This is a genomic window from Streptomyces fructofermentans (assembly GCF_014651055.1).
Classification (GTDB): Bacteria; Actinomycetota; Actinomycetes; order Streptomycetales; family Streptomycetaceae; genus Streptomyces; species Streptomyces fructofermentans.
Genome location: NZ_BMWD01000020.1, coordinates 93,511 through 117,322 on the forward strand (window position 1 = coordinate 93,511; position 23,812 = coordinate 117,322).

Genomic DNA, 23,812 nt, shown 5'->3' on the forward strand with positions numbered 1-23,812 from the left:
GCGTGGCGGCCCGCGCCCGGCCAGTGCTAGAAATCGCGCATGCCGCAACGATCCTCTCGGCCCGCGCGGCCCCACCGGGTCGCCGTCGTCGTCGACGAGGGCACGAACCCCTTCGAAGTGGGCGTCGCGACAGAGCTGTTCGGGCTGCCGCGGCCCGAACTCGGCCTGCCGGAGCCGCTGTACGCGCTGACGCTGTGCGCGCCCGTGCCCGAGGTGCGCATGAACCACGGGTTCTTCACGCTGAGCGGTGTGCCCGGACTGGACGCGGCGGACGACGCCGACACCCTCGTCGTGCCCGGCCGCCCCGACAACGTCGTACCGCGGTCCCCGGCCGTGCTCGACGCGATCCGGCGCACCCACGCGCGGGGCGCCCGCGTCGTGAGCCTGTGCACGGGCAGTTTCGCCCTCGCGGAGGCCGGACTGCTCGACGGGCGCCGGGCCACCACGCACTGGCGCTGGGCGGCCCTGTTCCGCAGGCTGCACCCGAAGGTCCTCCTCGAGCCGGACGTGCTCTTCGTCGACGAGGGGAACGACGGCGGGGCGGGCGGGGCCGTGCTGACGGCGGCGGGCAGCGCGGCGGCGCTGGACCTCGGGCTGCACATCGTGCGGCGCGACCACGGCGCGGAGATCGCCAACGCCGTGTCCCGGCGGCTCGTGTTCGCCGCCCATCGCGGCGGCGGGCAGCGGCAGTTCGTCGAGCGTCCCGTGCCCGACGTGCCCGACGCGTCGCTGGCGCCGCTGCTGGCGTGGGCCCGTGAGCGGATCGGCGAGCCGCTCACGGTCGCGGACCTGGCGGCACGGGCGGCGGTCAGCCCGGCCACCCTGCACCGGCGTTTCCGTGCCCAGCTGGGCACGACACCGCTGGGCTGGCTGACCGGCGAACGGGTGACCCTCGCCTGCCGGCTCATCGAGCGCGGCGAGGAACGGCTCGACGTCGTGGCGCGGCGCAGCGGCCTGGGCACCGCCGCCAACCTGCGCGAACGGCTGCGGCGGGAGACGGGGCTCAGCCCGTCGGCCTATCGGCGGCGTTTCGGCCCGGCCCACGGGGAACCGCTGAGGGCATGACCTATCTCGTGCGCGACCGGCTCCTGGGTTTCGGTGACGACTACTGGATCGAGGACGAGCAGGGCCGCAAGGCCTTCCTCGTCGACGGCAAGGCGATGCGGCTGCGGGACACCTTCGAGCTGAAGGATCCGCGGGGCCGGGTCCTCATCGACTTCCACAAGAAGATGCTCGCCCTGCGGGACACGATGGTCGTCGAGCGGGACGGCGAGCCCCTGGCGACCATCCGCAGGAAGCGGCTGTCGCTGCTGCGCAACCACTACCGCGTGGCACTCGCCGACGGCTCCGAACTCGACGTCAGCGGGAAGGTCCTCGACCGCGAGTTCGTCGTCGAGTACGACGGGGAGCTGCTGGCCCACATCTCGCGCCGATGGCTGCGGGTGCGGGAGACGTACGGCGTCGACGTCGTACGGGAGGACGCGGACCCGGCGCTGCTCATCGCGGTGGCGGTGTGCGTGATCCACCTCGCGGAGAAGGAGCGCGAGGACGACTGACCCGGCCGGGGGGGCGCCGACCGGCGGAGCCGGAAGCCGGGACGCCGCCGCTCCACGAGCCGGGGCCCCGGGTCGGGGGGTCCGGCCCGCGCACGGACGGTGACCCCATGGGCGACGCGTCGGGCTCAAGGAGGTGCGGGGCGCGTCGCCGCGTGAGGGAGTGCCGTCGGGGCGTCCGGCCGACCCGGCGGCGGGACAGCGGGGCAGCGGGCCTGGGGCTTCGGGCCGTCCGGCGTCCGGGGCGTTCGGCCGTCCGGGCGTTCGGCCCCGGCCGCCGGGGCGCGAGCCGTCCGGCCTCGGTCCCGCCCGGTGCCGGGCGTCGGCCCTCGCGGCGGGGCCGCCGACAACAGGCCGTCAGCGACGAGGCATCAGCGCCGAGCCGTCAGGAGGGGCCGTCAGGGAAGGCCGTCAGCGGCGAGGTGTCTCCAGGCCCAGCAGGCGGTCCTTCAGCGCGGGGAACTGCTCACGGGTGGCGGCGACCTTCGCGGCGTCGAACTCGACCGTGAGCACCTGCTCGCCGGGGCCCGCCTCCGCCAGGACCTCGCCCCAGGGGTCCACCACGATCGAGTGGCCGGCCTGCGGAACCCCCGCGTGCGCTCCGGCCGTTCCGCAGGCGAGGACGTACGCCTGGTTCTCGACCGCCCGCGCCCGGGCGAGCAGGGTCCAGTGCGCGCGGCGCCGCTCGGGCCAGCCGGCCGGGACGACCAGGGTCTCGGCCCCGGCGTCGACGAGCCCGCGGAAGAGTTCGGGGAAGCGGAGGTCGTAGCAGGTGGCGAGGCCGAGCGTGGTCTCCGGGAGGCCCACCGTGACGAGTTCGGAGCCCGCGCCCATCAGCACGGCCTCGCCCTTGTCGAAGCCGAAGCGGTGGATCTTCCGGTAGGCGGCGGCCCGTGCGCCGTCGGGTGAGAACACCAGGGAGGTGTTGTAGAGGGCGCCGCCCCCGGAGGAGCCGTCCCCTGCCGGGACCCGTTCGGGGATCGAGCCCGCGTGCAGCCAGACCCCCGCGTCGGCCGCCGCCTCGGCCATCAGCTCGTACGTGGGCCCGTGCAGCGGTTCCGCCTCGGCCTCGAACGACTCGAACGCGAAGGCTCCGGTCGTCCACAGTTCGGGCAGGACCACCAGGTCGGCACCGGCCTGCTCCCTCACCAGCGAGGCGACTCTCCGCCTGCGGGAGTGCACCGATTCGTCCTCGTCTACGGCGATCTGGAGCAGAGAGGCGCGCACACTACCACCGTCCTGGCATTCGAGCCTTTGATACGGGCCTACGATCGTCACACCAAAGCACTGCCGGGGTGCCTCACAGCAGCGTAACTTAGCGTCCCAAGACACCCGCTGCCTGTGCACTGCCCGCGCCCAACCGCCCGAGGGGTCCCGTTCCGTGAGTCTGCATCCGAGCCTTCAGTCCTACGCCGACGCCTGGGCCCACTCCGTCGATGCGATATCCGAGTTGGTGTCGCCGCTGGTGGAGGGCGAGTGGAACCGCCGCACTCCCTGCCCCGGCTGGTCGGTGCGCGACCTCGTCTCGCACGTCATCGGCCTGGACTGCGAGATGCTGGGCGACCCGCGGCCGATCCACACGCTGCCCCGCGACCTGTACCACGTGACGAACGAGCACCAGCGGTACATGGAGATGCAGGTCGACGTACGCCGTCACCACACCGCGCCGGAGATGACCTCCGAGCTGGAGTACACGGTCATCCGCCGCAACCGTCAGCTCCGCAACGAGTCGCGGCAGCCCGACACCCTCGTGCGCGGTCCGCTCGGTACCGAGGTCACCCTCGAACAGGCCATGCGCAACCGCGCCTTCGACGTCTGGGTCCACGAGCAGGACCTGCGCGTCACGCTCGGGCAGCCGGGCAACCTCGACTCGCCCGGTGCCCTCATCACCCGTGACGTGCTGCTCTCCCGGCTCCCGAAGGTCGTCGCCAAGGACGCCGGGGCACCGGCGAACTCCGCGGTCGTCTTCGACGTCCACGGGCCCGTCGAGTTCCTCCGCACGGTCCGTGTCGACGCGGAGGGCCGGGGCTCGATAGACGGCGCCCCCTCCCTCGGCCCGGCCGCGGCGCTCTCCCTGGACTGGGAGACGTACGTCCGCCTGGCCTGCGGGCGGGTCACCCCGGAGGCGGTGTCGGACCGGCTGAAGACCGAGGGCGACCCCGAACTGACGGCGGCGATCCTCAGGTCGTTCACCGTCACTCCGTAGCCGTCACCGGCGGCACGGAACGGACGCGACCGGTGCCCGGGCGGCACCGGCGGTGTTCCGCGCCGCCGACGTGGCCCACCCGCCTGCGCCCGGCGGCCCCGCCGTGCGGGGAAGGCCTCACACCGGGACGTGCACGGTCTCCACGCGGCTCGCCACCAGCCGCTCGCGCTCGCGGCGGGCCGCCTGCCCGCGCAGCCGCAGGATCTGGGTGAGACCGAGCGCCTGGAGGACGAAGACCGCGGAGAACGCGACCGAGTAGTCGCCCCCCGTGGCGTCCAGCAGCACACCCACGGCGAGCAGGGTCGTCATCGAGGCGACGAAGCCGCCCATGTTGGTGATGCCCGAGGCGGTGCCCTGGCGCTCGGGCGGGTTCGCCGGGCGGGCGAAGTCGAAACCGATCATCGAGGCGGGCCCGCAGGCTCCGAGCACCGCGCACAGCACGGTCAGCAGCCACGCCGGCGCGTGGTCGGCGGGCCAGGCCAGCACGGCGGCCCACACGACCGCGGTCGACAGGACCGTGCCCAGGGCCAGCGGGAGCCTGGCCGCGTGGTGCCGGGCGACGACCTGCCCGTAGACCAGGCCGATCAGCATGTTGGAGAGCACCACGAGCGTGAGGAGCTCGCCGGCCGCCGCCCGTGACAGGCCCTGGGCCTCGACGAGGAACGGCAGCCCCCACAGCAGCAGGAACACCATCGCCGGGAACTGCGTGGTGAAGTGCACCCACAGCCCGAGCCGGGTTCCCGGCTCCCGCCAGGACGCGACGATCTGACGGCGTACGTACGCGGCTCCCCTGTGCGGGAACGGCTCGGGCTCGTGCCCCTCGGGGTGGTCCTTCAGGAACGCCAGCATGAGGACGAGGACGACCACGCCCGCGAGCGAGCTGCCCGCGAAGGCCGCCGTCCAGCCGACGCCGTGCAGCAACCGGGCGATGACCAGCGTCGACACGAGGTTTCCCGCCATGCCCACCAGACCGGCGAGTTGCGCGACGAGCGGCCCCCGCCGGGCCGGGAACCAGCGGGTGCCCAGCCGCAGCACGCTGATGAAGGTCATCGCGTCGCCGCAGCCGAGCAGCGCGCGCGAGGCGAGCGCCGTCCCGTACGAGGGGGAGAGCGCGAAGCCGAGCTGGCCGATCGTGAACAGGACGACCCCGAGGGTCAGCACCTTCTTCGTGCCCAGCCGGTCGACCATGAGGCCCACGGGGATCTGCATGCCCGCGTAGACGAGGAGCTGCAGGATCGAGAACGTCGACAGCGCCGAGGCGTTGACGTGGAAGCGGTCGGCGGCGTCGAGACCCGCGACCCCGAGCGACGTGCGGAAGATGACCGCCACGAAGTACACGGAGACACCGACGGACCACACCGTGACCGCGCGCCGGCCGCCCGGCGGATCGCCCGGCAGGGCGGGCGCGGTGGACCGGTACGAGCTCATCGGACGTCACCCCGCGCCAGGTTGGAGAACCAGCTGACGTGCCGGTGGATCAGGGCGACGGCCGACTCGGCGTCGCCCGAGCGCAGCGCGTCCAGGATCTCCTGGTGCTCGGTGAGCGTCTTGGTGATCCGGTCGGGGTGGGCGTGCATGACGGCGACGCCCATCCTCAACTGCCGGTCGCGGAGCTGGTCGTAGAGCCGGGAGAGGATCTCGTTGCCGCCGCTGCGGACGATCTCGGCGTGGAAGCACCGGTCGGTGACCGCCGCTCCGGCCAGGTCGCCCGCGGCGGCCTGCTCCTGCTGCTTCGCGAGGAGTTCGGTCAGTCTGGCGACGAGAGCGGGCGAGGCCGGGACGGCCTTGCGGATGGCGTGCTCCTCGACGAGCTGCCGGGTCTCCACGACGTCCGCGATCTCCTGCGCGGAGACGGGCAGGACGAGGGCGCCCTTCTTCGGGTAGAGCCGGATCAGGCCCTCGGCCTCCAGCCTGAGCAGAGCCTCGCGCACCGGGGTCCGCGATACACCGACGGCCTCGGCCAACTCGCCCTCGGTCAGCAGCGTCCCGCCCTCGTAGCGGCGCTCCAGCACGGCTTGCTTGACGTGGGCGTAGACACGGTCGGCGGCGGGGGGTTGCTTCACGGCCAGAGACATGGCGACAGCTTAGATACAACACGTACGCATGACACGTCCCGTCCGGGATGCGGACCGGTCCGCGCGCCGGGGAGGCCCGCCAAGTCCCGTGATTCCGGAGAGGAGTTCGAAACGTGACCCAGGCCACTCGTTTGACGTACATCCTTTTCCACCGGTTGCATGTCACACCAGAAGGCGCCACTCCCAAGTGGCTGTCGTACTGGGGCATTTGGCACCCGCTCGGTTCTTTCAACCAAATCGGGGTAATCGACTTGATAACCGGTATTACGGGCGTACGCGGACGTGTTCGCAGAGCTGCCGCCGTGGTCATCACCACCGGAGCCGTGCTCGCGAGCGGGGCCCTCACCACGGCTCCCGCGCAAGCCCTCACGACCCCCACGATCGCCGCCAAGGGCGGTTTCGTGATGAACAACAGCACGGGTAAGTCGCTCTACACCAAGGCCGCGGACACCCGTCGCTCCACCGGCTCCACGACGAAGATCATGACCGCGAAGGTCGTGCTGTCGCAGCCGAACCTCAACCTGGACACCAAGGTCACGATCCAGAAGGCGTACAGCGACTACATCGTCAGCAACAACGCCTCGTCGGCCCGGCTGATCGTCGGCGACAAGGTCACCGTCCGCCAGCTCCTGTACGGCCTGATGCTCCCGTCCGGCTGCGACGCCGCGTACGCGCTCGCCGACAAGTTCGGCTCCGGCTCGACGCGTGGCGCCCGCGTGAAGTCGTTCCTCGGCAAGATGAACAAGCAGGCCAAGGACCTCGGCCTGACGAACACGCACTTCGATTCCTTCGACGGCATCGGCAAGGGTGCGAACTACTCCACGCCGCGCGACCTCACGAAGATCGCCAGCAGCGCGATGAAGAGCGCCAACTTCCGCGCGATCGTGAAGACGAAGTCGTACACGGCGAAGACCGTGACCAAGACCGGCAGCATCCGCACCATGCAGCCGTGGACGAACACGAACACGCTGCTCAGCAGCTACAGCGGCGCCATAGGCGTGAAGACCGGCTCCGGCCCCGAGGCCAAGTACTGCCTGGTCTTCGCCGCGACCCGGAACGGCAAGACCGTGATCGGCACGGTCCTGGCCTCCACGTCGGCGACCGTGCGCGCCTCGGACGCCACGAAGCTCCTCAACTACGGCTTCGCGAAGTAGCCGCGCCTCCCGCGCCCCAGGGGGCGCGGGACGGCGGCATCGCACGGCCCGTCCCCCCTCGGGGTGAAGCGGGCGAACAACTGGTCCGTCACTCCTCGGGGTGATGGACGAACGACCGGCGCGTCACCCTCGGGGTGACGCGCCGGAAGTGCGTTCGGGACCGGGGGTCCACCGGAGTTCCCGCCGGGCGTCGGCCGCGCGGCGGGAACGGCCCGGCCTAGGCCCAGGTGATCAGCCGCTTGGGCTGCTCCAGGACCGCCGCGACATCCGCGAGGACCCTGGAACCCAGTTCGCCGTCGACCAGCCGGTGGTCGAAGGAGAGCGCCAGGGTCGTGACCTGGCGGGCCTTCACCTTGCCCTTGTGGACCCACGGCTGGAGCTTGATCGCCCCGACGGCGAGGATCGCGGACTCACCGGGGTTGAGGATCGGCGTGCCCGTGTCGACGCCGAAGACGCCGACGTTGGTGATGGTCACCGTGCCGCCCTGCATGGCCGCGGGCGACGTCTTTCCCTCGCGGGCGGTGGCGACCAGCTCGCCGAGCGCCTGCGCGAGCTGCGGCAGGGTCCGGGTGTGCGCGTCCTTGATGTTCGGCACGATCAGACCGCGGGGGGTGGCGGCGGCGATGCCCAGGTTCACGTAGTGCTTCTGGACGATCTCCTGGTTCGCCTCGTCCCACGACGCGTTGACCCCGGGGTTGCGCTTGACGGCGACCAGCAGGGCCTTGGCGACGAGCAGCAGCGGGTTCACCCGCAGCCCCTGCATGTCCTTGTCCTGCTTCAGCTCCTCGACCAGCTTCATCGTGCGCGTCACGTCGACCGTGACGAACTCGGTGACGTGCGGCGCGGTGAACGCCGAGCCGACCATCGCGGCGGCGATCGCCTTGCGCACACCCTTGACCGGCACCCGGGTCTCCCGGACGCCGTCCTGGACCGCGGGGGCGGTCGCGACGGGAGCCGCGGCCGGAGCGGGAGCCGGAACGGCGGCGGGGGCCGGGGCGGCCGGGGCGGCCACGGGCTGGGGGACGACGGCCGGGGCGGCCGCCGCGTGCACGTCCTCGCGGGTGATGATCCCGTCGGGCCCGGACGGGACCACCGTCGCCAGGTCCACGCCGAGGTCCTTGGCCAGCTTGCGCACCGGAGGCTTGGCCAGCGGGCGGGCGGCCGGGGCCGCGTGCCCGTTCAGCTCCGCCTGCACCGCCGCGGCGGCGCCGGCCGGCTGCTGTGCCTGGGCCCCCTTGCGGGGCCGGCGCTTCGTGGACGACTCGGCGACCCCGTAGCCGACGAGCACCGGTGTCCGGCCCTCGGACCTGGGCTCCTCCTCGGGCGCCTCGGGCGGTGCTGGCGCCACCGCCGGGGCGGCGGCGGCCGGAGCCTCGGGCGCGGCGGCCGGAGCGGCCCCGCCGCCCACGGCCACGGCGATGATCACCTGGCCGACGTCCACCGTCGTCCCCTCGGGGAAGCGCAGCTCGTGCACCACTCCGTTGAAGGGGATCGGCAGCTCGACGGCGGCCTTCGCCGTCTCCACCTCGCACACGACCTGCCCGTCGGTGACCGTGTCACCCGGCTGGACGTACCACTTGAGGATCTCCGCCTCGGTGAGACCCTCGCCCACGTCGGGCATCCTGAACTCGCTCAGCCCCGAGGCGGTATCAGTCATCGTCGTCACGACCCTCTCCTCAGAACGCCAGCGAGCGGTCGACGGCGTCGAGCACCCGGTCGAGACCCGGCAGGTACTCGTCCTCCAGCCGGGCCGGCGGATACGGCGCGTGATAGCCGCCGACCCGCAGCACCGGGGCCTCCAGGTGGTAGAAGCAGCGCTCCGTGATCCGGGCCGCGATCTCCGAGCCCGTCCCCAGGAACACCGGCGCCTCGTGCACCACGACCAGCCGGCGGGTCTTCTCCACCGACGCCTGGATCGAGTCGAAGTCCATGGGGGACATGGACCGCAGGTCCAGCACCTCCAGCGACTTGCCCTCCTCCTGGGCCGCCGCGGCGGCCTCCAGGCAGACCTTCACCATCGGGCCGTAGGCGGCCAGCGTCAGATCGCTGCCCTCCCGCACGACGCGCGCCCTGTGCAGCGGACCGGGAATCGCCTCGCGGTTCACCTCGGCCTTGTCCCAGTAGCGGCGCTTCGGCTCGAAGAAGATCACCGGATCGTCGCTCTGGATGGCCTGCTGCATCATCCAGTACGCGTCGTGCGCGTTGGAGGGGGAGACGACCTTCAGGCCCGCCACGTGCGCGAACAGCGCCTCGGGGGACTCCGAGTGGTGCTCCACCGCGCCGATGCCGCCGCCGTACGGAATGCGGATCACGACAGGGAGCTTGATCTTGCCCAGCGCACGCGCGTGCATCTTCGCGAGCTGGGTGACGATCTGGTCGTACGCGGGGAACACGAACCCGTCGAACTGGATCTCCACCACGGGGCGGTAGCCGCGCAGCGCGAGACCGATCGCCGTACCCACGATGCCCGACTCGGCGAGCGGGGTGTCGATGACCCGGTCCTCGCCGAAGTCCTTCTGCAGCCCGTCCGTCACCCGGAACACGCCGCCGAGCTTGCCGACGTCCTCGCCCATGATCAGGACCTTGGGGTCGGACTCGAGGGCCGTGCGCAGCGATTCGTTGATCGCCTTGGCCAGCGCCATCTTTTCCGCAGCCATCGCTACTTGCCCTCCCCTTCGTCCGCGAACGACGCCTGGTAGGCGGCGAACTGGGCCCGCTCCTCGTCGACGAGCGCGTGCCCGTCCGCGTACGCGTTCTCGAACATGGCGAACCGGTCCGGGTCCGGCATGGCGCGGACGACCTCACGCACCCGCTTGCCCAGAGCCTCGCTCTCGGCCTCCAGCTCCGTGAAGAACGCCTCGTCCGCCTGGCCCGACTCCTCCAGGTACGCGCGCATGCGCAGGATCGGGTCCTTCACCTCCCACGCCTCGCGCTCCTCGTCGGCCCGGTACTTCGTCGGGTCGTCGGAGGTGGTGTGGGCGCCCATCCGGTAGGTGTACGCCTCGACGAGGGTCGGCCCCTCGCCCCGGCGGGCCCGCTCCAGGGCCCACTTGGTGACGGCGAGGCAGGCGAGGACGTCGTTGCCGTCCACGCGCACGCCCGGGAAGCCGTAGCCCTGGGCGCGCTGGTAGAGCGGGACGCGGGTCTGCCTCTCGGTGGGCTCGGAGATCGCCCACTGGTTGTTCTGGCAGAAGAACACGACCGGGGCGTTGTACACCGCGGAGAACGTGAAGGCCTCGGCCACGTCGCCCTGGCTGGAGGCGCCGTCGCCGAAGTACGCGATCACGGCCGAGTCCGCGCCGTCCTTGGCGATGCCCATGGCGTAGCCGGTGGCGTGCAGGGTCTGCGAGCCGATGACGATCGTGTACAGGTGGAAGTTGTTGCTGTTCGGGTCCCAGCCGCCGTTGTTCACACCCCGGAACATCCCGAGCAGGTTGGTCGGGTCGACCCCGCGGCACCAGGCGACGCCGTGCTCGCGGTAGGTCGGGAAGACGTAGTCGTCCTCGCGGGTGGCCCGTCCCGAACCGATCTGGGCGGCCTCCTGGCCGAGCAGCGAGGCCCACAGGCCCAGCTCGCCCTGGCGCTGCAGAGAGGTGGCCTCGGCGTCGAAGCGCCGGGTGAGCACCATGTCGCGGTACAGGCCGCGCAGCTCTTCAGGGGTGATGTCGGCGACGTACGCGTCGTACTCGGCGCTCTCGACGCGGCGTCCCTCTGGGGTCAGCAGCTGTACGAGATCGGGCTGCGAGCCCGGCGGCTTCTTCGCAGCGGTGCGCTTGGTACCAGCGCTGCGTCGCGGCTTGCGCGCGGCAGTGCTCTCCACGGTCACGTGTGCTCCTCCGTCGGTCCGGCCCCCGGGGTTGCCGGGTGGCTGGGTTCCCCCTGCTCGAATTTGAGCCCGGGGGAGCGGCTCGCCTGATTCCGTACCCGCGCACGGGGTGGGTGCCCTCGGCCGGGAACAGGCGTGACAGGTGCCCCGGCGAGCGCCCTGCAACAATCACGTTACCCAGTGCTCCACATTTCTGTGAAACCCCTTCTGACCTGCGTTTTTGATTGGATTTCCAAGTACTTTCCACCAGGAGGTCCAAGCAAGTAGCAGACTTCGGAAGCAGCCGCTGGTCACGGCACTGGTCACAGCCTTGCAGGGGGCCGGAACACCGGCACGTTATCCCGGTCACCCCGATGACGGGAAGAGTTCAACTGGGGCGTTCGGAAACATCGTGTGTGAGACTTGCTCCGTGCGCGAAGAAGGAAAAATCACTGTATTTCTTCTCGACGACCACGAAGTAGTCCGCCGGGGAGTCCACGAGCTGCTGTCGATGGAGGACGACATCGAGGTGGTGGGCGAGGCCGGCACCGCGGCCGACGCGCTGGCCCGCATCCCGGCCACGCACCCCGATGTGGCCGTGCTCGACGTACGGCTGCCGGACGGCAGCGGGGTCGAGGTCTGCCGCGACATCCGATCCCGGGACGAGGGCATCAAGTGCCTCATCCTGACCTCGTACGCCGACGACGAGGCCCTCTTCGACGCGATCATGGCGGGCGCCTCGGGCTACGTCCTGAAGGCGATCCGCGGCGACGAACTGCTCTCGGCGATCCGAGACGTCGCCGCCGGGAAGTCCCTGCTCGACCCGGAGGCGACGGCCCGGGTGCTGGAACGGCTGCGCGAGGGGGGCGGGGCCAAGGGCGACACCCGGCTCGCGAGCCTCACCGACCAGGAGCGCAGGATCCTCGACCTGATCGGCGAGGGGCTCACCAACCGCGTGATCGGCGACCGGCTGCACCTCGCGGAGAAGACGATCAAGAACTACGTCTCCAGCCTGCTGTCGAAACTCGGCATGGAGCGCCGCGCGCAGGCCGCCGCCTATGTGGCCCGCCTCCAGGCGGAGAAGGACCGCTAGACCTGCGAGCCTCCCGCCTCCCGCGCCTCCCGCCTCCCGCCTTCCGGGCCTCCAGGCCTACGGGCCTGTGGGCCTGCGGGCCTGCGGGCCTGCGGGCCTCCAGGCCGTCGGACCTCCGGGCTTGCGAGCCTCCCGCCTTCCGGGCCTGCGGGCCTCCGCGCCTCCGCGCCCCCGCGTCTCCGGGCCTCCGGGCTTCCGGGCTTCCGGGCTTCCGGGCTTCCGCGCCCCCGCGCTTCCGGGCCTCCGGGCTTCCGCGCCCCCGCGTCTCCGGGCCCCCGGGCCCCCGGGCTTCCCGGCCGGGACGGGCGGTAATCCGGGGTCCGCCGGTGTCTGCGGGGGGGGGCACGGCGGCTCCCGGAGCCACGAGCGCTGCCGGGGCCTCCCGGAGGGGTCCGTCCCGAGCGCCGGACGGACCCGGCCCTCGCCGGGTGCCGGTGGTGTGCGGCCGGACCCGGCCGACGGGGGCGCGGCGCACGCGGGCCCGTACGCGGTCGGGGCAGGCCCTCATATGTTCGTCCACGGGTCGCCGGGCGCCCGGCGGGAGCCCGTACCCGGTCGCGGGCGCGTCGCCGGGGTGCTGCACCCGGCCACGGGCGCGGAGGCACCGCCGGGCTCCGGTCGCGGGCACGGCCACCGCGGGAGCCCTCGCCGACGCGGGCGTCCCGGCCGGTCGAAAGCCACGGAGCCCTCGCGGGGAGCACCGCACCGGCTCCCCCTCACAGGTTCCGCTTACTCGGGACTTATGTCCTTTCCGCGAGGGCCGGGCGCCCCTGTCGCCGCGGTCGCGCGGTGCCCCACAGTGGAAACATGCCGACCGACCACCAGCTCGCCGCCGGACTCCTCGGCCGCGTCGCCCACGGCCGCGTGGCCGCCAGCATGCGCGCACTGCCGTTCCTCGCCACCGCCCGCCACATCGTCGCGGACGGTCGGCTCCTGCTGCGCATGCACGGGGGCCACGGCCACCACCGGGCGTGCGCCGGCAGCGTCGTCGCGTACGGCGTGGACAACCTGGACTCGGCGCGCGGCGACGAGGGCGAGTGGTCGGTGCAGGTCGTCGGGGTGTGCGAATCCGTCGAGCCGACGGTCGACCAGCTCGCACGCTTCGGTCCCGCCCCGCACCGCGTGGACGGCACCGCCTTCGAGCCCGTCTACCTGGGCATCGCCCCGCAGTTCGTGACCGTGCACTCGACCGACGGCGCCTTGGCGCAGCGGTACGGGCACTGCGTGTGACGAACCCGCGGCCGAGGCTCCCCCGGGTGCCCTAACATCTGGCGCGTGCCGCGCTCATCTGTTTCACCCGTCCCCTCCTCCGCGCCCCCGCTGAACGCCCTGCTGCGGCGGTACGCCGCCGGGACCCCGCTGGCCTGCGAACCCGTCGACCAGGGACTGCTCAACCGCGGCTACCGGCTCGCGACCACCGAGGGCCGGTACTTCCTCAAGCACCACTTCGACCCCGAGACGGCCGACCCCGCCGCGATCGCCCGCCAGCACCGGGCGACCCAGCGCCTCGCCGACCTCGGCGTCCCGGTGGCCCCGCCGCTGGCCGGCACCGACGGCCGGACCGTCGCCGTCGTCGGCGGCCACGCCTACGCGCTGCACCCCTGGATCGACGGACGGCACCGCAGCGGAGCCCAGTTGACGCCCGAGCAGTGCCGACGTCTCGGGGCGCTTCTCGGCGTGGTCCACGCGTCCCTGGAGCGGGTGATGCCGCCCCGGCCGTCCGGGGAGCGGGCGAGGAGCGCCGACCCCGCGGACACGTTCGCGCTCATCGACGACCTGCTCGCCCGCATCCGCCGCCACCGCCCGGCCGACGCCTTCGACGAGCTGGCCCGCCACCGCCTGCTGGAACGCCGGACCCTGCTGGAGCGGCACCGCGACCGGCGCCCACCGCGCGGCGGGCCCGCGGGCTGGGTGCACGGGGACTTCCACCCGTTCAACGTGCTCTACCGGGGCGAGGCACCCGCCGCGATCGTCGACTGGGACCGGCTCGGGGTCCAGCCGCGGGCCGAGGAGGCGGTGCGGGCCGCGGTGATCTTCTTCGTCCGGCCCGTCGGCACCCTCGATCTGACGAGGGTGCGGGCCTACGCGCGCGCCTACCGGCGCTCCGCCGGGGCCACCGCGTCCGAGCTGTCCGCCGCCGTGCACCGGGTGTGGTGGGAGCGCCTCAACGACTTCTGGATACTGCGCTGGCACTACGAGCGCGGCGACGGCCGCGCGGACCCGCAGTTCCCCGCGGCCTCCGCGCTGGCGGTGTGGTGGACGCGGGAGTACGACGCGGTGTGCGAGGCCTTCGTGGACTGAGGGCGGTGACGGGCCGGGGAGGCCCCCACCGCGTCCGGGCGCGGAAACGGCACGCGCGCGCGGACCCCGTCCTCGGGGTCCACGCGCGCGTGGAGAACGTTCCGGTGCCGCCCGTCAGTCCTCGGGGACCTCGCCGCCCGTCGGCTCGTCCGTGGGGTCCGGCGGCGTGGGGTCGTCCGTCGGGTCCGCGGTCGTCGGGTTCGCGGTCGTCGGCTCCTTGGTGGGCTTCGTCGGGTCCGGGCTCGGCTTGCCGGTCGCGGTGGCCGACGGCGTGTACGACGGCGTGTACGACGGCGTGTAGTCCGGGTCGGTGCCCGTGCCGTAGTCGTCCTCCGTCGCCTCGTCCGTGGGCTCGTCGGTCTCCGACTCGCTCGGCGTGGAGTCCTTCTCGGTCTCCGCGACGGTCGGCGACTGCGTCGTGGAGCCCTCGCCGCCACCGCCGCCGCCACCGTTGAGCGCCAGCGCGACCCCCGCCGCGATCGCGATCACCGCGAGGACGGCCAGGATCCACAGCTTGCCGCGGCCGCTGCCCCGGTTGCCGTGCCCCTCGAAGCCGCCGTCGTCGCCGCCACCGCCACCGCGGTGGGGAGGCAGTATCGGGGACGGGATCTGCGTGGTGCCCATGTCGCCGGGGTGCGGCAGCCCGCTGCCCGCGAAGCCCATGGCCGGCGTGTTCGGGCTCTCGTGCATGTCCACGGGCCCGGTGTTCCAGGTGCCGGTGTGGCCCCCCTGGTCGTACAGCATCTGGAGCCCGTACTGGACGAGCCCGCGCATCTCCTCCGCGGTCTGGAACCGGTCGTCCGGGTCCTTCGCGAGCGAGCGCATGACCAGTCCGTCCAGCTCCGGGGGAGCGGCGTCCGAGGCCTCGGAGGGCGGCACCGGAATGTCCTGGACGTGCTGGTAGACCACCGACAACGGGGTCTCGCCGGTGAACGGGGGCCGCAGCGCGAGGAGTTCGTACAGCAGACAGCCCGTCGCGTACAGGTCGCTGCGGTGGTCGACGGCCTTGCCGAGCGCCTGCTCGGGCGAGAGGTACTGGGGCGTGCCCATGACCATGCCGGTCTGGGTCATCGTCGACTGGGCGCCGTGCAGGGCGCGCGCGATGCCGAAGTCCATCACCTTGACCGCGCCGTTGTTGGTGATGATCACGTTCGCGGGCTTGATGTCGCGGTGCACGATGCCGTGCTGGTGCGAATAGGCGAGCGCCTCCAGGACCCCGGAGACGATGATCAGCGCCTGCTCGGGCCCGGGGGCCTCGGCGTTGATGAGGAGGTCCCGGATCGTGCGGCCCTCGACGAGCTCCATCACGATGTACGGGACGGTGTGGTGGCCGACGACGTCCTCGCCGGAGTCGTAGACCGCCACGACGGCATGGTGGTTGAGGCCTGCGACGGACTGCGCCTCACGCGTGAAGCGCGCCTTGGAGATCGGGTCCTCGGCCAGATCGGAGCGGAGCAGCTTGACCGCGACCAGCCGCCCGAGACGGACGTCCTCCGCGGCGAACACCTCGGCCATGCCGCCCCGGCCGAGTCTGTGGGTCAGCCGGTACCGGCCGTCCCCGACCAGTCCGCCGTTGCCCCACATCTCCGGCGCGTCCGACATTCCGGCGCCAGTCGCCTCGGGGTCGGACGGGCCCTGAGCGCGCTGCTGCTGTGCCATCAGTCCTCGCCGTCGTTTCTGTCCGCACCGGTCGAAGTCACGCGCGGTGCTTGTTACGGTCTCCGTCGGGCCACGCTACAGCCTCCACGTGAGGCGGCGGTCCGGATGGACGGGCCATGAAACCCGTACCCGGTCCGCGGGTGCAAATTCTGTGTACTGGCCGTACAGCACCTGTAACGCTTCCGCGACGCTTGTGCCGCGTACGGTCACGGAACGGGCACCGAGCTTGACGTGTCGGTGCCCTCCGGCAGACTTGGCCGGGAATGACACAAAGGATCACCGGGGCGCGGGAGCGACACCGTTCGGCTTCCACCCCCGTGACGGCGCAGGCCGATGGGGGACGCAGATCATGAGCCAGGACGGCGCACACGGACGGTACGCGGGGCGTTCGGTCGCCGGCGGGCGCTACCAGCTGCGCGACGTGCTCGGTGAGGGCGGCATGGCCTCGGTGCACCTCGCCTACGACTCGGTGCTCGACCGCCAGGTCGCGATCAAGACCCTGCACACCGAACTCGGCCGTGAGCAGGCCTTCCGCGAGCGCTTCCGCCGCGAGGCCCAGTCGGTGGCCAAGCTCACGCACACGAACATCGTCTCGGTCTTCGACACCGGCGAGGACGACCTCGACGGGGTGACCACCCCGTACATCGTCATGGAGTACGTCGAGGGGCGCCCGCTCGGTTCGGTCCTCGACCAGGACATCGCGCAGCAGGGCGCCATGCCCGCGGAGAAGGCGCTGAAGATCACCGCGGACGTGCTGGCGGCGCTGGAGATCAGCCACGAGATGGGCCTGGTCCACCGCGACATCAAGCCGGGCAACGTGATGATGACCAAGCGCGGCGTCGTCAAGGTGATGGACTTCGGCATCGCCCGTGCGATGCAGTCCGGCGTCACGTCGATGACGCAGACCGGCATGGTCGTCGGAACCCCCCAGTACCTCTCCCCCGAGCAGGCCCTCGGACGCGGTGTGGACGCCCGGTCCGACCTGTACTCGGTCGGCATCATGCTGTTCCAACTGGTCACCGGACGGCTGCCGTTCGAGGCGGACTCACCGCTCGCGATCGCCTACGCCCATGTACAGGAGGAGCCCGTCGCGGCCTCCTCGGTCAACCGCTCGCTGCCGCCGGCCGTGGACGCGCTGATCGCCCGCGCGCTGAAGAAGAACCCGAACGAGCGCTTCGTGAGCGCCGAAGCGATGCGCGACGAGTGCCTGCGGGTGGCCCAGTCCGTCCAGGCCGCGCCGCCGAGCATCGTGCCGGGCGCGCAGACGTCGAGCGGTGCCGGTGTCAGCGCGGCGGTGTTCCCGCCGGTCGACCAGTCGGCCCGGCCTCCGCAGGGCTCGGTCCAGACGCCGTACCAGCCGGGCCCCTACGGTCCGTCGACCCCGGCGCCGACTCCCGCCCCCTCCTACGGCTACCCGCAGCAGGGCGGCTATCCGACCCCGCCCCAGACCGCCGCGTACTCGCCGCAGCAGGGGCTGCCGACGCCCCCGTACACGATGTCCCCGCATGCCCAGGGGCACAACGGGCCGCAGGGGGCGGCGGGCGGCAAGGGCAACATGCCCGTGATCGTGAGCTCGATCGTCGTCGCCCTGATCGCCGTCGGCGGACTGATCACCGCCCTGTCGATGAGCGGCGGTGGCGACGACGACGACCGGAACGGTGGCGGCGGGGCGACCGTCAGCGCCGACCGGACGGAGAGCACCAAGCCCGGGCACCGGGGTCCCGACACCACCAAGGTGATCGAGAAGACCGAGTGCACGGAGCCCGACGAGTCGTACAACGACGCCGACCAGATCAAGGTCCCGGACTTCCGGTTCAAGAACATCGACTCGGTGAAGGCCTGCCTCCAGGCGGCGGGCTGGCAGTACGAGCGCGAGCCCCAGGACGAGAACGCCTACGGCGAGGGCACGGTCATGAACCAGATCCCTGCCGCGGACACGGACGTCGACCCCAAGGACATGCCCAAGATCCAGTTGTACGTGTCGACGGGCGACCCCGCCTGAGCACGGTCCGGCCCCGGACGTGCGAAGGGCCCGGCATCGGCTGCCGGGCCCGGTCCGTCCGACCGCCGGCCGGACGGCCGACGCGCGCACACCTCATCGGCGCGCCGCCCGGATCACCGGCGGCGCACCGCTCCCGTCACAGGTAGGGGCCGCCCGAACGGCCGCCCGTTCTCGGGTCGATCTCCTCCTCGCCGCCGCCGATACCCGGCGGAAGGGCCCTGCGCATCGACTCCAACTGGGCGCGGGCCGCCATCTGCTGGGCGAACAGCGTGGTCTGGATCCCGTGGAAGAGGCCCTCCAGCCAGCCCACCAACTGGGCCTGCGCGATCCGCAGTTCCGCGTCGGACGGGATTCCCTCGTCGGTGAACGGCAGCGAGAGCCGCTCCAGTTCGTCGACGAGGTCGGGGGCGAGACCGTCCTCCAGTTCCTTCACGGAGCTGGCGTGGATCTCCTTGAGCCTGACCCGGCTCGCCTCGTCCAGGGGTGCGGCACGCACCTCCTCCAGCAACTGCTTGATCATGCTCCCGATGCGCATGACCTTGGCGGGCTGCTCCACCATCTCCGTCACCGGGACCTCACGGGAGTCCTCGTCTCCTCCGCCGCCGAGAGCCATCCCGTCCTGGCCCACGACCAGGATCTGGGGGTTCTCCGGCGACCTTTCGTTCCTCGGCATCTCCATGCCGCCATTCTCTCGCACCCGCACACTCCATCACCTTCGCGCCCCCTCCCGGGGGTGATCCACCATGTCCGCGGGCCCGCCCCGCGCCCGCGCCGCCCCGTACCGGGATGCCGTCGGGGCGACCCCGTGTGAGGCTGATCGCGCTGATCGTGTTTCCTCCGCACCGGGAGGGGGGTCACCGACGTGGCTCCACGGCTCCGCCCCCTGCAGGTCGCCGGCCTGCTGCTGGTCCTGCTGGCAGGCCCGGCCCACCCGTCGTACGCCGCCCCGGCCAGGCCCTCCGCCGCCGGGCACAGCGCCCTGGTCCGGCCCGAGCCCACCGAGTCACGGGCCGGCAGCCGGCCCGGTCAGGGGCGCGAGCGCCCCGGCCGGGAGGCGCCCCCGACGGACGAGGACACCGCCCCGACTCACCCGGACGGCCCCGACGGGTCCGGCGAGGTCCCCGCGACGGCCGTCGCCGAACCCCCCGTGGACCTCGACCCCCGGCCCCCCGAGAAGGCCGCGGGACCCGAGGGCAACGGCTCGGAACCCGTCTTCCGGGTGCTGCCTCTCGGCAGCGGCCTGGTCCTCATCGGCCTGGGCCTCGGACTCGCGTTCCTCGGGCTGCGCGCCCGACGGCCCTGAGCCCCGGCCGCCCGACCCGCTACGGGAGCGTGAGCAGCACCTTCCCGATGTGCCCGCTCTCCTCCAGGACCCGGTGCGCCGCGGCGGCCTCGCGCATCGGGATCTCCCGGTCCACCACCGGACGGACGTGCCCCGCGGCGATCAGCGGCCAGACGTGCTCCCGCACGGCCGCGACGATCTCCGCCTTCTCCCCGGCGGGGCGGGCCCGCAGCGAGGCCGCCGTGACGGCCGCGCGCTTGCCCAGCAGGGCGCCGATGTTGAGCTCGCCCTTGACGCCGCCCTGCATGCCGATGATCGCGAGCCGCCCGTTGACGGCGAGCGCCCTGACGTTGCGGTCCAGGTACTTGGCACCCATGTTGTCGAGGATGACGTCGGCGCCGGCCCCGTCGGTGGCGGCCCTGATCTCCTCGACGAAGTCCTGCTCGCGGTAGTTCACCAGGATGTCTGCGCCGAGCCCGGCGCAGAAGTCGAGCTTCTCCTTGCTGCCTGCGGTGACGGCGACCTTCGCGCCGACGGCCTTGGCCAGCTGGATCGCCATCGTGCCGATGCCGCTCGCCCCGCCGTGCACCAGGAGCGTCTCCCCGGGGCGCAGGTGGGCGATCATGAAGACGTTCGACCAGACCGTGCAGGCCACCTCGGGCAGCGCGGCCGCCCTGTCGATCGCCACTCCCTCGGGCACGGGCAGCAGCTGTCCGGCCGCCACGACCACCTTCTCGGCGTAGCCGCCGCCCGACAGCAGCGCGCACACCTCGTCACCGGCGGTCCACCCCGCGACACCGGGGCCGACGGCCGCGATGCGCCCGGAGCACTCCAGACCCGGGTACGGGGAGGCGCCGGGCGGCGGATCGTAGAAGCCCTGCCGCTGGAGGAGGTCGGCGCGGTTCACCGCGCTCGCCACCACCTCGACCAGCACTTCGCCCTCTCCGGGCACGGGATCGGGCACCTCGTCCCAGACCAGCGCCTCGGGACCACCGGGTTCAGGAATCGTGATCGCTCGCATGCGGGCGAGGCTACTCCGGGTGGTCCGGGTCCTCCATCCGAACGAAACGCCCCGGGGCCGGTCCGGACGGGACCCCGGGGCGGCACCCGCGGGACGCCGCGGCGTCCGTCGGCAACGGTTCAGTCCTGCGGCAGCGGCCTCATGTCGGGCGCGACCTGGGTGTGCGGGGTGACGCGCACGATGGTGATCAGACGGTCCATCAACTGGAGCTTCCCGACGGCCGGATCGTCGTACCCGAGGACGCGGTGCCCCCGTACGACGCTCACCACCAGGTCGTCGGTCTCGCGGACCCCCTTGCCCACCTCGGCCTTTATGACGGGCCGCTCGACGATGTCGAGCCCGCTGCCCTGGTGGATGAGGTCCTCCATGACCATGCCGGCGCTGGGACTGAGCACGGACAGCCCGAGCAGCCGGCCCGCGGCGCTCGCGCTGGTGATGACGGCGTCGGCGCCGGACTGCTTCAGGAGGGGCGCGTTCTCCTCCTCGCGCACGGCGGCGACGATCTTCGCCTTGCGGTTGAGCTGCCGGGCCGTCAGCGCGACGAGCACGGCCGTGTCGTCCCGCTGGGTCGCGATGATGATCTGCCGGGCCTTCTGCACCTCGGCGCGGAGCAGAACGTCGCTGCGCGTGGCGTCGCCCAGGACGCCGGCGAACCCGTACGACGTCGCGGCCTCGATCACCTTCGAGCTGGGGTCGACGACGACGACCTGCTCCTTCTTCAGCCCCGTCGAGCACACGGTCTCGATCGCCGAGCGGCCCTTCGTGCCGAACCCGATGACAACGGTGTGCTCTCGCAAGGTGGCCCTCCAGCGGTTCAGTCGCCACTCCTCCCGGGTGCGCTCCGTGAGGACCTCGAGAGTCGTGCCGACCAGGATGATCAGGAAGAGCACGCGCAGTGGCGTGATCAGGAAGATGTTGGTCAGCCGAGCGCCGTCGCTGACCGGGGTGATGTCGCCGTAACCGGTCGTGGAGAGGGTGACGGTCGCGTAGTAGAAGCAGTCCAGGAGGTCCATGGACTGGTCGGAGTTGTCGGTGTAGCCGCCGCGGTCGGCGTAGACGATCAGCGCGGTCGCCACCAGCACCAGCAGGGCGATGACGACCCGCTTGGTGACCTGCCGCAGCGGGTGCTCCACCCGGCGGCGGGGCAACGCGATGCGCCGGGTGACGAGCCGTTCGTCCGCCTGCCGGGCGATCGCGTCCTGGCCGGGAAGTTTCACGTGAAACACACTCCGATCCCGGCCGCGGCCCAGGGCAGGTCGAGGATCTCGGCCTCCTGGCCGGGGCGCGCGCCACCGGGCGGGACGACCGCGAGCGCGTCGGCGGCCGCGACACCCCGCAGCATGGCAGGACCGTTGTAGTGCAGCGGGACGGCCCGGTCGGCGCGCAGGACCACGGGTACGAGCCGGGTGTCGCGCGGGTGCCCGTGCACGGTGTCCTGGAGCGGCAGTGTGTACGTCTCCGGGGCCGCGTGTCCGGCGAGGGTACGCAGCAGCGGCTCGGCCAGCGTGAGCAGGCCGGAGACGGCGGCCAGGGGGTTGCCCGGCAGTCCCACGAGGTGCTGCCTCTCACGGGTCCGGGCCAGGAGCATGGGATGGCCGGGACGTACTCCGACGCCGTTCACCAGCAGTTCGGCTCCGATGCGGCGCAGTGTGGGGTGCACATGGTCGACGGGGCCGGCCGCGGTGCCGCCGGTGGTGACGACGAGGTCGGCCCCGGAGTCCCGTACCGCGGTGTGGAGGGCTTCGGCGTCGTCACCGAGTCTGCGCACGGCGACGACGTCCGCGCCCAGGGCGCGCAGCCAGGACGGCAGCATCGGGCCGAGCGCGTCCCGGATGAGGCCCTCGCGCGGCAGCCCCCCGGTGAGCAACTCGTCCCCCAGGACGAGGACTTCCACGCGCGGCCGGGGAAACGCGGCGACGGTGTCGTATCCGGCGGCGGCGGCGAGTCCGAGCACGGCCGGGGTGACCAGCGTGCCGGAGGGCAGCAGGGGGTCGCCGGAACGGCACTCCTGGCCCCGGGGCCGGATGTCCTGGCCCGGCACGACCTCGCGGGTCGCGTGGAGCCGGTCCTTCTCGTCGATGCGGCCGTGCTCGCTGCGGATCACCGCGGTGACGTCGTGCGGAATCCGGGCACCGGTCGCGATGCGGACCGCCTCGCCGTCGGCGAGGGGCCGGGGTGCGGAGTGGCCAGCGAGCACACCCTCGGCACGGACGCCCCAGGGACCCGGTCCAGCGACCGCCCAGCCGTCCATCGCCGAGGTGTCGAACGAGGGGAGGTCCGTGAGGGCGTCGAGGGGGGCGGCGAGGACGAGCCCCAGCGCCGCGTCGAGCGGCACCGAGACGGCGGCGTCGGGTCCGCGGGGAGCCCGCGCGGCGACGGCCCGGGCCTCCCCCCAGGGTGTGGCGGCGTGGACGTGCTCCTCGCCGGCGCTCCCGGAGGTCGGCGGCTGCGCGGACCGGGGCACGCCGTGCGTTCCCGGGTGCTCGGACATCGGGGCGCCGCCTTCCTTGACCAGGGCGAGCGCCTCCTCGACGTCGAGGTCGACCTCCTCGTACTGCCCGGAGGCCGTCATCCGGCGTCCGGCCGGGGTTCGGGGGCGCTGCCGCCGGGGCCCGTCCCGGCGGAGTCGGTACCACCCGGCACTGTGCCGGTACCGCCCGGAAGGGTGTCGGAGCCGCCCGGGACGGTTTCGGAGCCGGTGGCCGCGCCGGCGCCGGTCGCCGGGGCCGTGCCCGCGGGGGCCGGCGGTCCGGGGGAGGCCTTCGGGCCGTCCTCCTCGGCCGCCCAGCGCAGGGCGAGGGCGGTGGCCTTGCGGGCGGCCTCCGCGACCGCTTCGGGTCCTCCCGCCGCCCGGGCCGCCGCGTAGCCGACGAGGAACGTCGTCAGCGGGGCCGCGGGCCGGGCCACGCCGTGTGCGGCGTCGCGGGCGAGGTCCAGCAGGATGCCGATGTCGACGTCCAGGTCGATGCCCAGTTCGTCCTTGACTGCGGTGATCCATTCATCCAACACGTGCCCATGCTCCCTGATACGTGCCCGGGCGGCGGCGATGTCGTCCCAGGTGTCGCAGTCGAAGGACGCGACGGGGTCGGTGATGCGGGTCAGGTGGAGCGAGCCGGTGAGCCGCCGCAGCGGCAGACCGGTCAGTTCGCCGTGCTCGGCGCGCAGGGACGCCAGTCCGCGGCGCAGTGCCGAGGCACGGTAGGCGGCCACGAGCGGCTGGTCGCGGCCGTCGGCGTCGGTGGCCAGCACGCCGTCCGCGCCCTCCCGCTGAAGGACGGTCAGCAGCGCGCGCACCGTCTCCCCCGCCAGGAACGGCAGGTCGGCGGAGAGCACCACGACGGACTCGGCGGTGGTGAGCCGGAGCCCCGCGTCGAGCGCGGCCAGCGGTCCCCCGCCGGGCGGGTCCTCGCGGGCCCACACGACCGGGCGCGCGGTGGGCCGGGGCTCCGCGACGACCACGGTGGTGCCGGCCGTGGAACAGGCGGCCAGGACGCGGTCGAGGAGGGCGCGTCCGCCCACGCGCACGCCGGGCTTGTCGGCTCCGCCGAGCCGGCGGGCGGCACCGCCCGCCAGCACGACGGCGTCATGGCCGTCCGTGCCGGGCGCGTTGGGGGACTCGTACGCGGTCACCCCACGAGTATGAGTGTCCCGTGGATCATTT

21 protein-coding genes are annotated in these 23,812 nt (G+C 72.7%); 9 read left to right on the forward strand and 12 right to left on the reverse strand.

The annotated features are described in order from the left end of the window. Positions 1–39 precede the first annotated feature (39 nt). Both IE265_RS25350 and IE265_RS25355 read left to right on the forward strand, forming a co-directional pair. On the forward strand, positions 40–1,065 hold the full coding sequence (locus IE265_RS25350) for a GlxA family transcriptional regulator (RefSeq protein WP_190037991.1): 1,026 nt from the start codon (positions 40–42) through the stop codon (positions 1,063–1,065). After that, complete coding sequence (locus tag IE265_RS25355) at positions 1,062–1,556, forward strand: LURP-one-related/scramblase family protein (RefSeq protein WP_190037992.1); 495 nt, start codon at positions 1,062–1,064, stop codon at positions 1,554–1,556. Before IE265_RS25350 ends, IE265_RS25355 begins: the two co-directional genes overlap by 4 nt. A gap of 408 nt (positions 1,557–1,964) precedes the next feature. Here IE265_RS25355 and IE265_RS25360 read toward each other — a convergent pair whose 3' ends face one another. Then, on the reverse strand, positions 1,965–2,780 hold the full coding sequence (locus IE265_RS25360) for a carbon-nitrogen family hydrolase (RefSeq protein ID WP_190037993.1): 816 nt from the start codon (positions 2,778–2,780) through the stop codon (positions 1,965–1,967). Between the two features lie 154 nt (positions 2,781–2,934). On the opposite strand from IE265_RS25360, the gene IE265_RS25365 reads away from it, so the two are divergent. Next, positions 2,935–3,759, forward strand: a complete 825-nt coding sequence (locus IE265_RS25365; RefSeq protein ID WP_190037994.1) for a maleylpyruvate isomerase family mycothiol-dependent enzyme — start codon at positions 2,935–2,937, stop codon at positions 3,757–3,759. Positions 3,760–3,876: 117 nt separating this feature from the next. Here IE265_RS25365 and IE265_RS25370 read toward each other — a convergent pair whose 3' ends face one another. Both IE265_RS25370 and IE265_RS25375 read right to left on the reverse strand, forming a co-directional pair. Next, positions 3,877–5,187: an MFS transporter gene (locus IE265_RS25370; RefSeq protein WP_190037995.1), complete on the reverse strand. Its 1,311-nt coding sequence runs from the start codon at positions 5,185–5,187 to the stop codon at positions 3,877–3,879. Next, positions 5,184–5,834 (reverse strand): GntR family transcriptional regulator, encoded by a 651-nt coding sequence (locus tag IE265_RS25375; RefSeq protein ID WP_190037996.1) that lies wholly within the window; start codon positions 5,832–5,834, stop codon positions 5,184–5,186. The genes IE265_RS25370 and IE265_RS25375 overlap by 4 nt, the downstream gene beginning before the upstream one ends. A gap of 251 nt (positions 5,835–6,085) precedes the next feature. Here IE265_RS25375 and IE265_RS25380 point away from each other — a divergent pair, with 251 nt between their 5' ends. Further along, positions 6,086–6,988, forward strand: coding sequence for a D-alanyl-D-alanine carboxypeptidase family protein (locus IE265_RS25380; protein WP_190037997.1), 903 nt, complete (start codon positions 6,086–6,088; stop codon positions 6,986–6,988). A 217-nt stretch (positions 6,989–7,205) separates the two neighbouring features. On the opposite strand, the gene IE265_RS25385 is transcribed toward IE265_RS25380, so the two are convergent. Genes IE265_RS25385 through pdhA form a run of 3 tightly spaced genes read right to left on the reverse strand, consistent with a single transcriptional unit; the run spans position 7,206 to position 10,814 of the window. Next, positions 7,206–8,654, reverse strand: coding sequence for a dihydrolipoamide acetyltransferase family protein (locus IE265_RS25385; RefSeq protein WP_190037998.1), 1,449 nt, complete (start codon positions 8,652–8,654; stop codon positions 7,206–7,208). Positions 8,655–8,664: 10 nt separating this feature from the next. Continuing rightward, positions 8,665–9,645, reverse strand: coding sequence for an alpha-ketoacid dehydrogenase subunit beta (locus IE265_RS25390; RefSeq protein WP_190037999.1), 981 nt, complete (start codon positions 9,643–9,645; stop codon positions 8,665–8,667). A 2-nt stretch (positions 9,646–9,647) separates the two neighbouring features. Then, positions 9,648–10,814 carry a pyruvate dehydrogenase (acetyl-transferring) E1 component subunit alpha gene (gene pdhA, locus IE265_RS25395; protein ID WP_190038000.1) on the reverse strand — a complete coding sequence of 389 codons (1,167 nt, stop codon included), beginning with the start codon at positions 10,812–10,814 and terminating at the stop codon, positions 9,648–9,650. Between the two features lie 409 nt (positions 10,815–11,223). Between pdhA and IE265_RS25400 the strand changes: the two genes are divergently transcribed. From IE265_RS25400 to IE265_RS25410, 3 genes are all read left to right on the forward strand, one after another. Further along, positions 11,224–11,886 carry a response regulator gene (locus IE265_RS25400; protein ID WP_190038001.1) on the forward strand — a complete coding sequence of 221 codons (663 nt, stop codon included), beginning with the start codon at positions 11,224–11,226 and terminating at the stop codon, positions 11,884–11,886. A gap of 807 nt (positions 11,887–12,693) precedes the next feature. Further along, positions 12,694–13,116 (forward strand): pyridoxamine 5'-phosphate oxidase family protein, encoded by a 423-nt coding sequence (locus tag IE265_RS25405; RefSeq protein ID WP_190038002.1) that lies wholly within the window; start codon positions 12,694–12,696, stop codon positions 13,114–13,116. 45 nt (positions 13,117–13,161) lie between these two features. Next, entirely contained in the window at positions 13,162–14,187 is a 1,026-nt protein-coding gene (locus IE265_RS25410; RefSeq protein ID WP_190038003.1) for a phosphotransferase, read from the forward strand. A gap of 114 nt (positions 14,188–14,301) precedes the next feature. On the opposite strand, the gene IE265_RS25415 is transcribed toward IE265_RS25410, so the two are convergent. Beyond that, the gene (locus IE265_RS25415) at positions 14,302–15,846 is read right to left on the reverse strand and encodes a protein kinase domain-containing protein (protein ID WP_190038004.1); all 1,545 of its coding nucleotides are present in this window, start codon (positions 15,844–15,846) and stop codon (positions 14,302–14,304) included. 349 nt (positions 15,847–16,195) lie between these two features. On the opposite strand from IE265_RS25415, the gene IE265_RS25420 reads away from it, so the two are divergent. Next, positions 16,196–17,848, forward strand: a complete 1,653-nt coding sequence (locus tag IE265_RS25420) for a protein kinase domain-containing protein (RefSeq protein ID WP_190038005.1) — start codon at positions 16,196–16,198, stop codon at positions 17,846–17,848. A gap of 136 nt (positions 17,849–17,984) precedes the next feature. Here the strand turns inward: IE265_RS25420 and IE265_RS25425 are convergent, their stop codons facing one another. After that, entirely contained in the window at positions 17,985–18,527 is a 543-nt protein-coding gene (locus tag IE265_RS25425; RefSeq protein WP_190038006.1) for a bacterial proteasome activator family protein, read from the reverse strand. Positions 18,528–18,710: 183 nt separating this feature from the next. On the opposite strand from IE265_RS25425, the gene IE265_RS25430 reads away from it, so the two are divergent. Beyond that, positions 18,711–19,151, forward strand: coding sequence for a hypothetical protein (locus IE265_RS25430; protein ID WP_190038007.1), 441 nt, complete (start codon positions 18,711–18,713; stop codon positions 19,149–19,151). Positions 19,152–19,170: 19 nt separating this feature from the next. Here the strand turns inward: IE265_RS25430 and IE265_RS25435 are convergent, their stop codons facing one another. From IE265_RS25435 to IE265_RS25450, 4 genes are all read right to left on the reverse strand, one after another. Beyond that, the gene (locus IE265_RS25435) at positions 19,171–20,151 is read right to left on the reverse strand and encodes an NAD(P)H-quinone oxidoreductase (protein WP_190038008.1); all 981 of its coding nucleotides are present in this window, start codon (positions 20,149–20,151) and stop codon (positions 19,171–19,173) included. Between the two features lie 119 nt (positions 20,152–20,270). Next, positions 20,271–21,377, reverse strand: coding sequence for a potassium channel family protein (locus IE265_RS25440; RefSeq protein ID WP_190038009.1), 1,107 nt, complete (start codon positions 21,375–21,377; stop codon positions 20,271–20,273). Next, entirely contained in the window at positions 21,365–22,723 is a 1,359-nt protein-coding gene (locus tag IE265_RS25445) for a molybdopterin molybdotransferase MoeA (RefSeq protein WP_190038010.1), read from the reverse strand. Before IE265_RS25445 ends, IE265_RS25440 begins: the two co-directional genes overlap by 13 nt. Continuing rightward, the gene (locus tag IE265_RS25450) at positions 22,720–23,781 is read right to left on the reverse strand and encodes an NTP transferase domain-containing protein (RefSeq protein ID WP_190038011.1); all 1,062 of its coding nucleotides are present in this window, start codon (positions 23,779–23,781) and stop codon (positions 22,720–22,722) included. Before IE265_RS25450 ends, IE265_RS25445 begins: the two co-directional genes overlap by 4 nt. Positions 23,782–23,812: the final 31 nt, after the last annotated feature.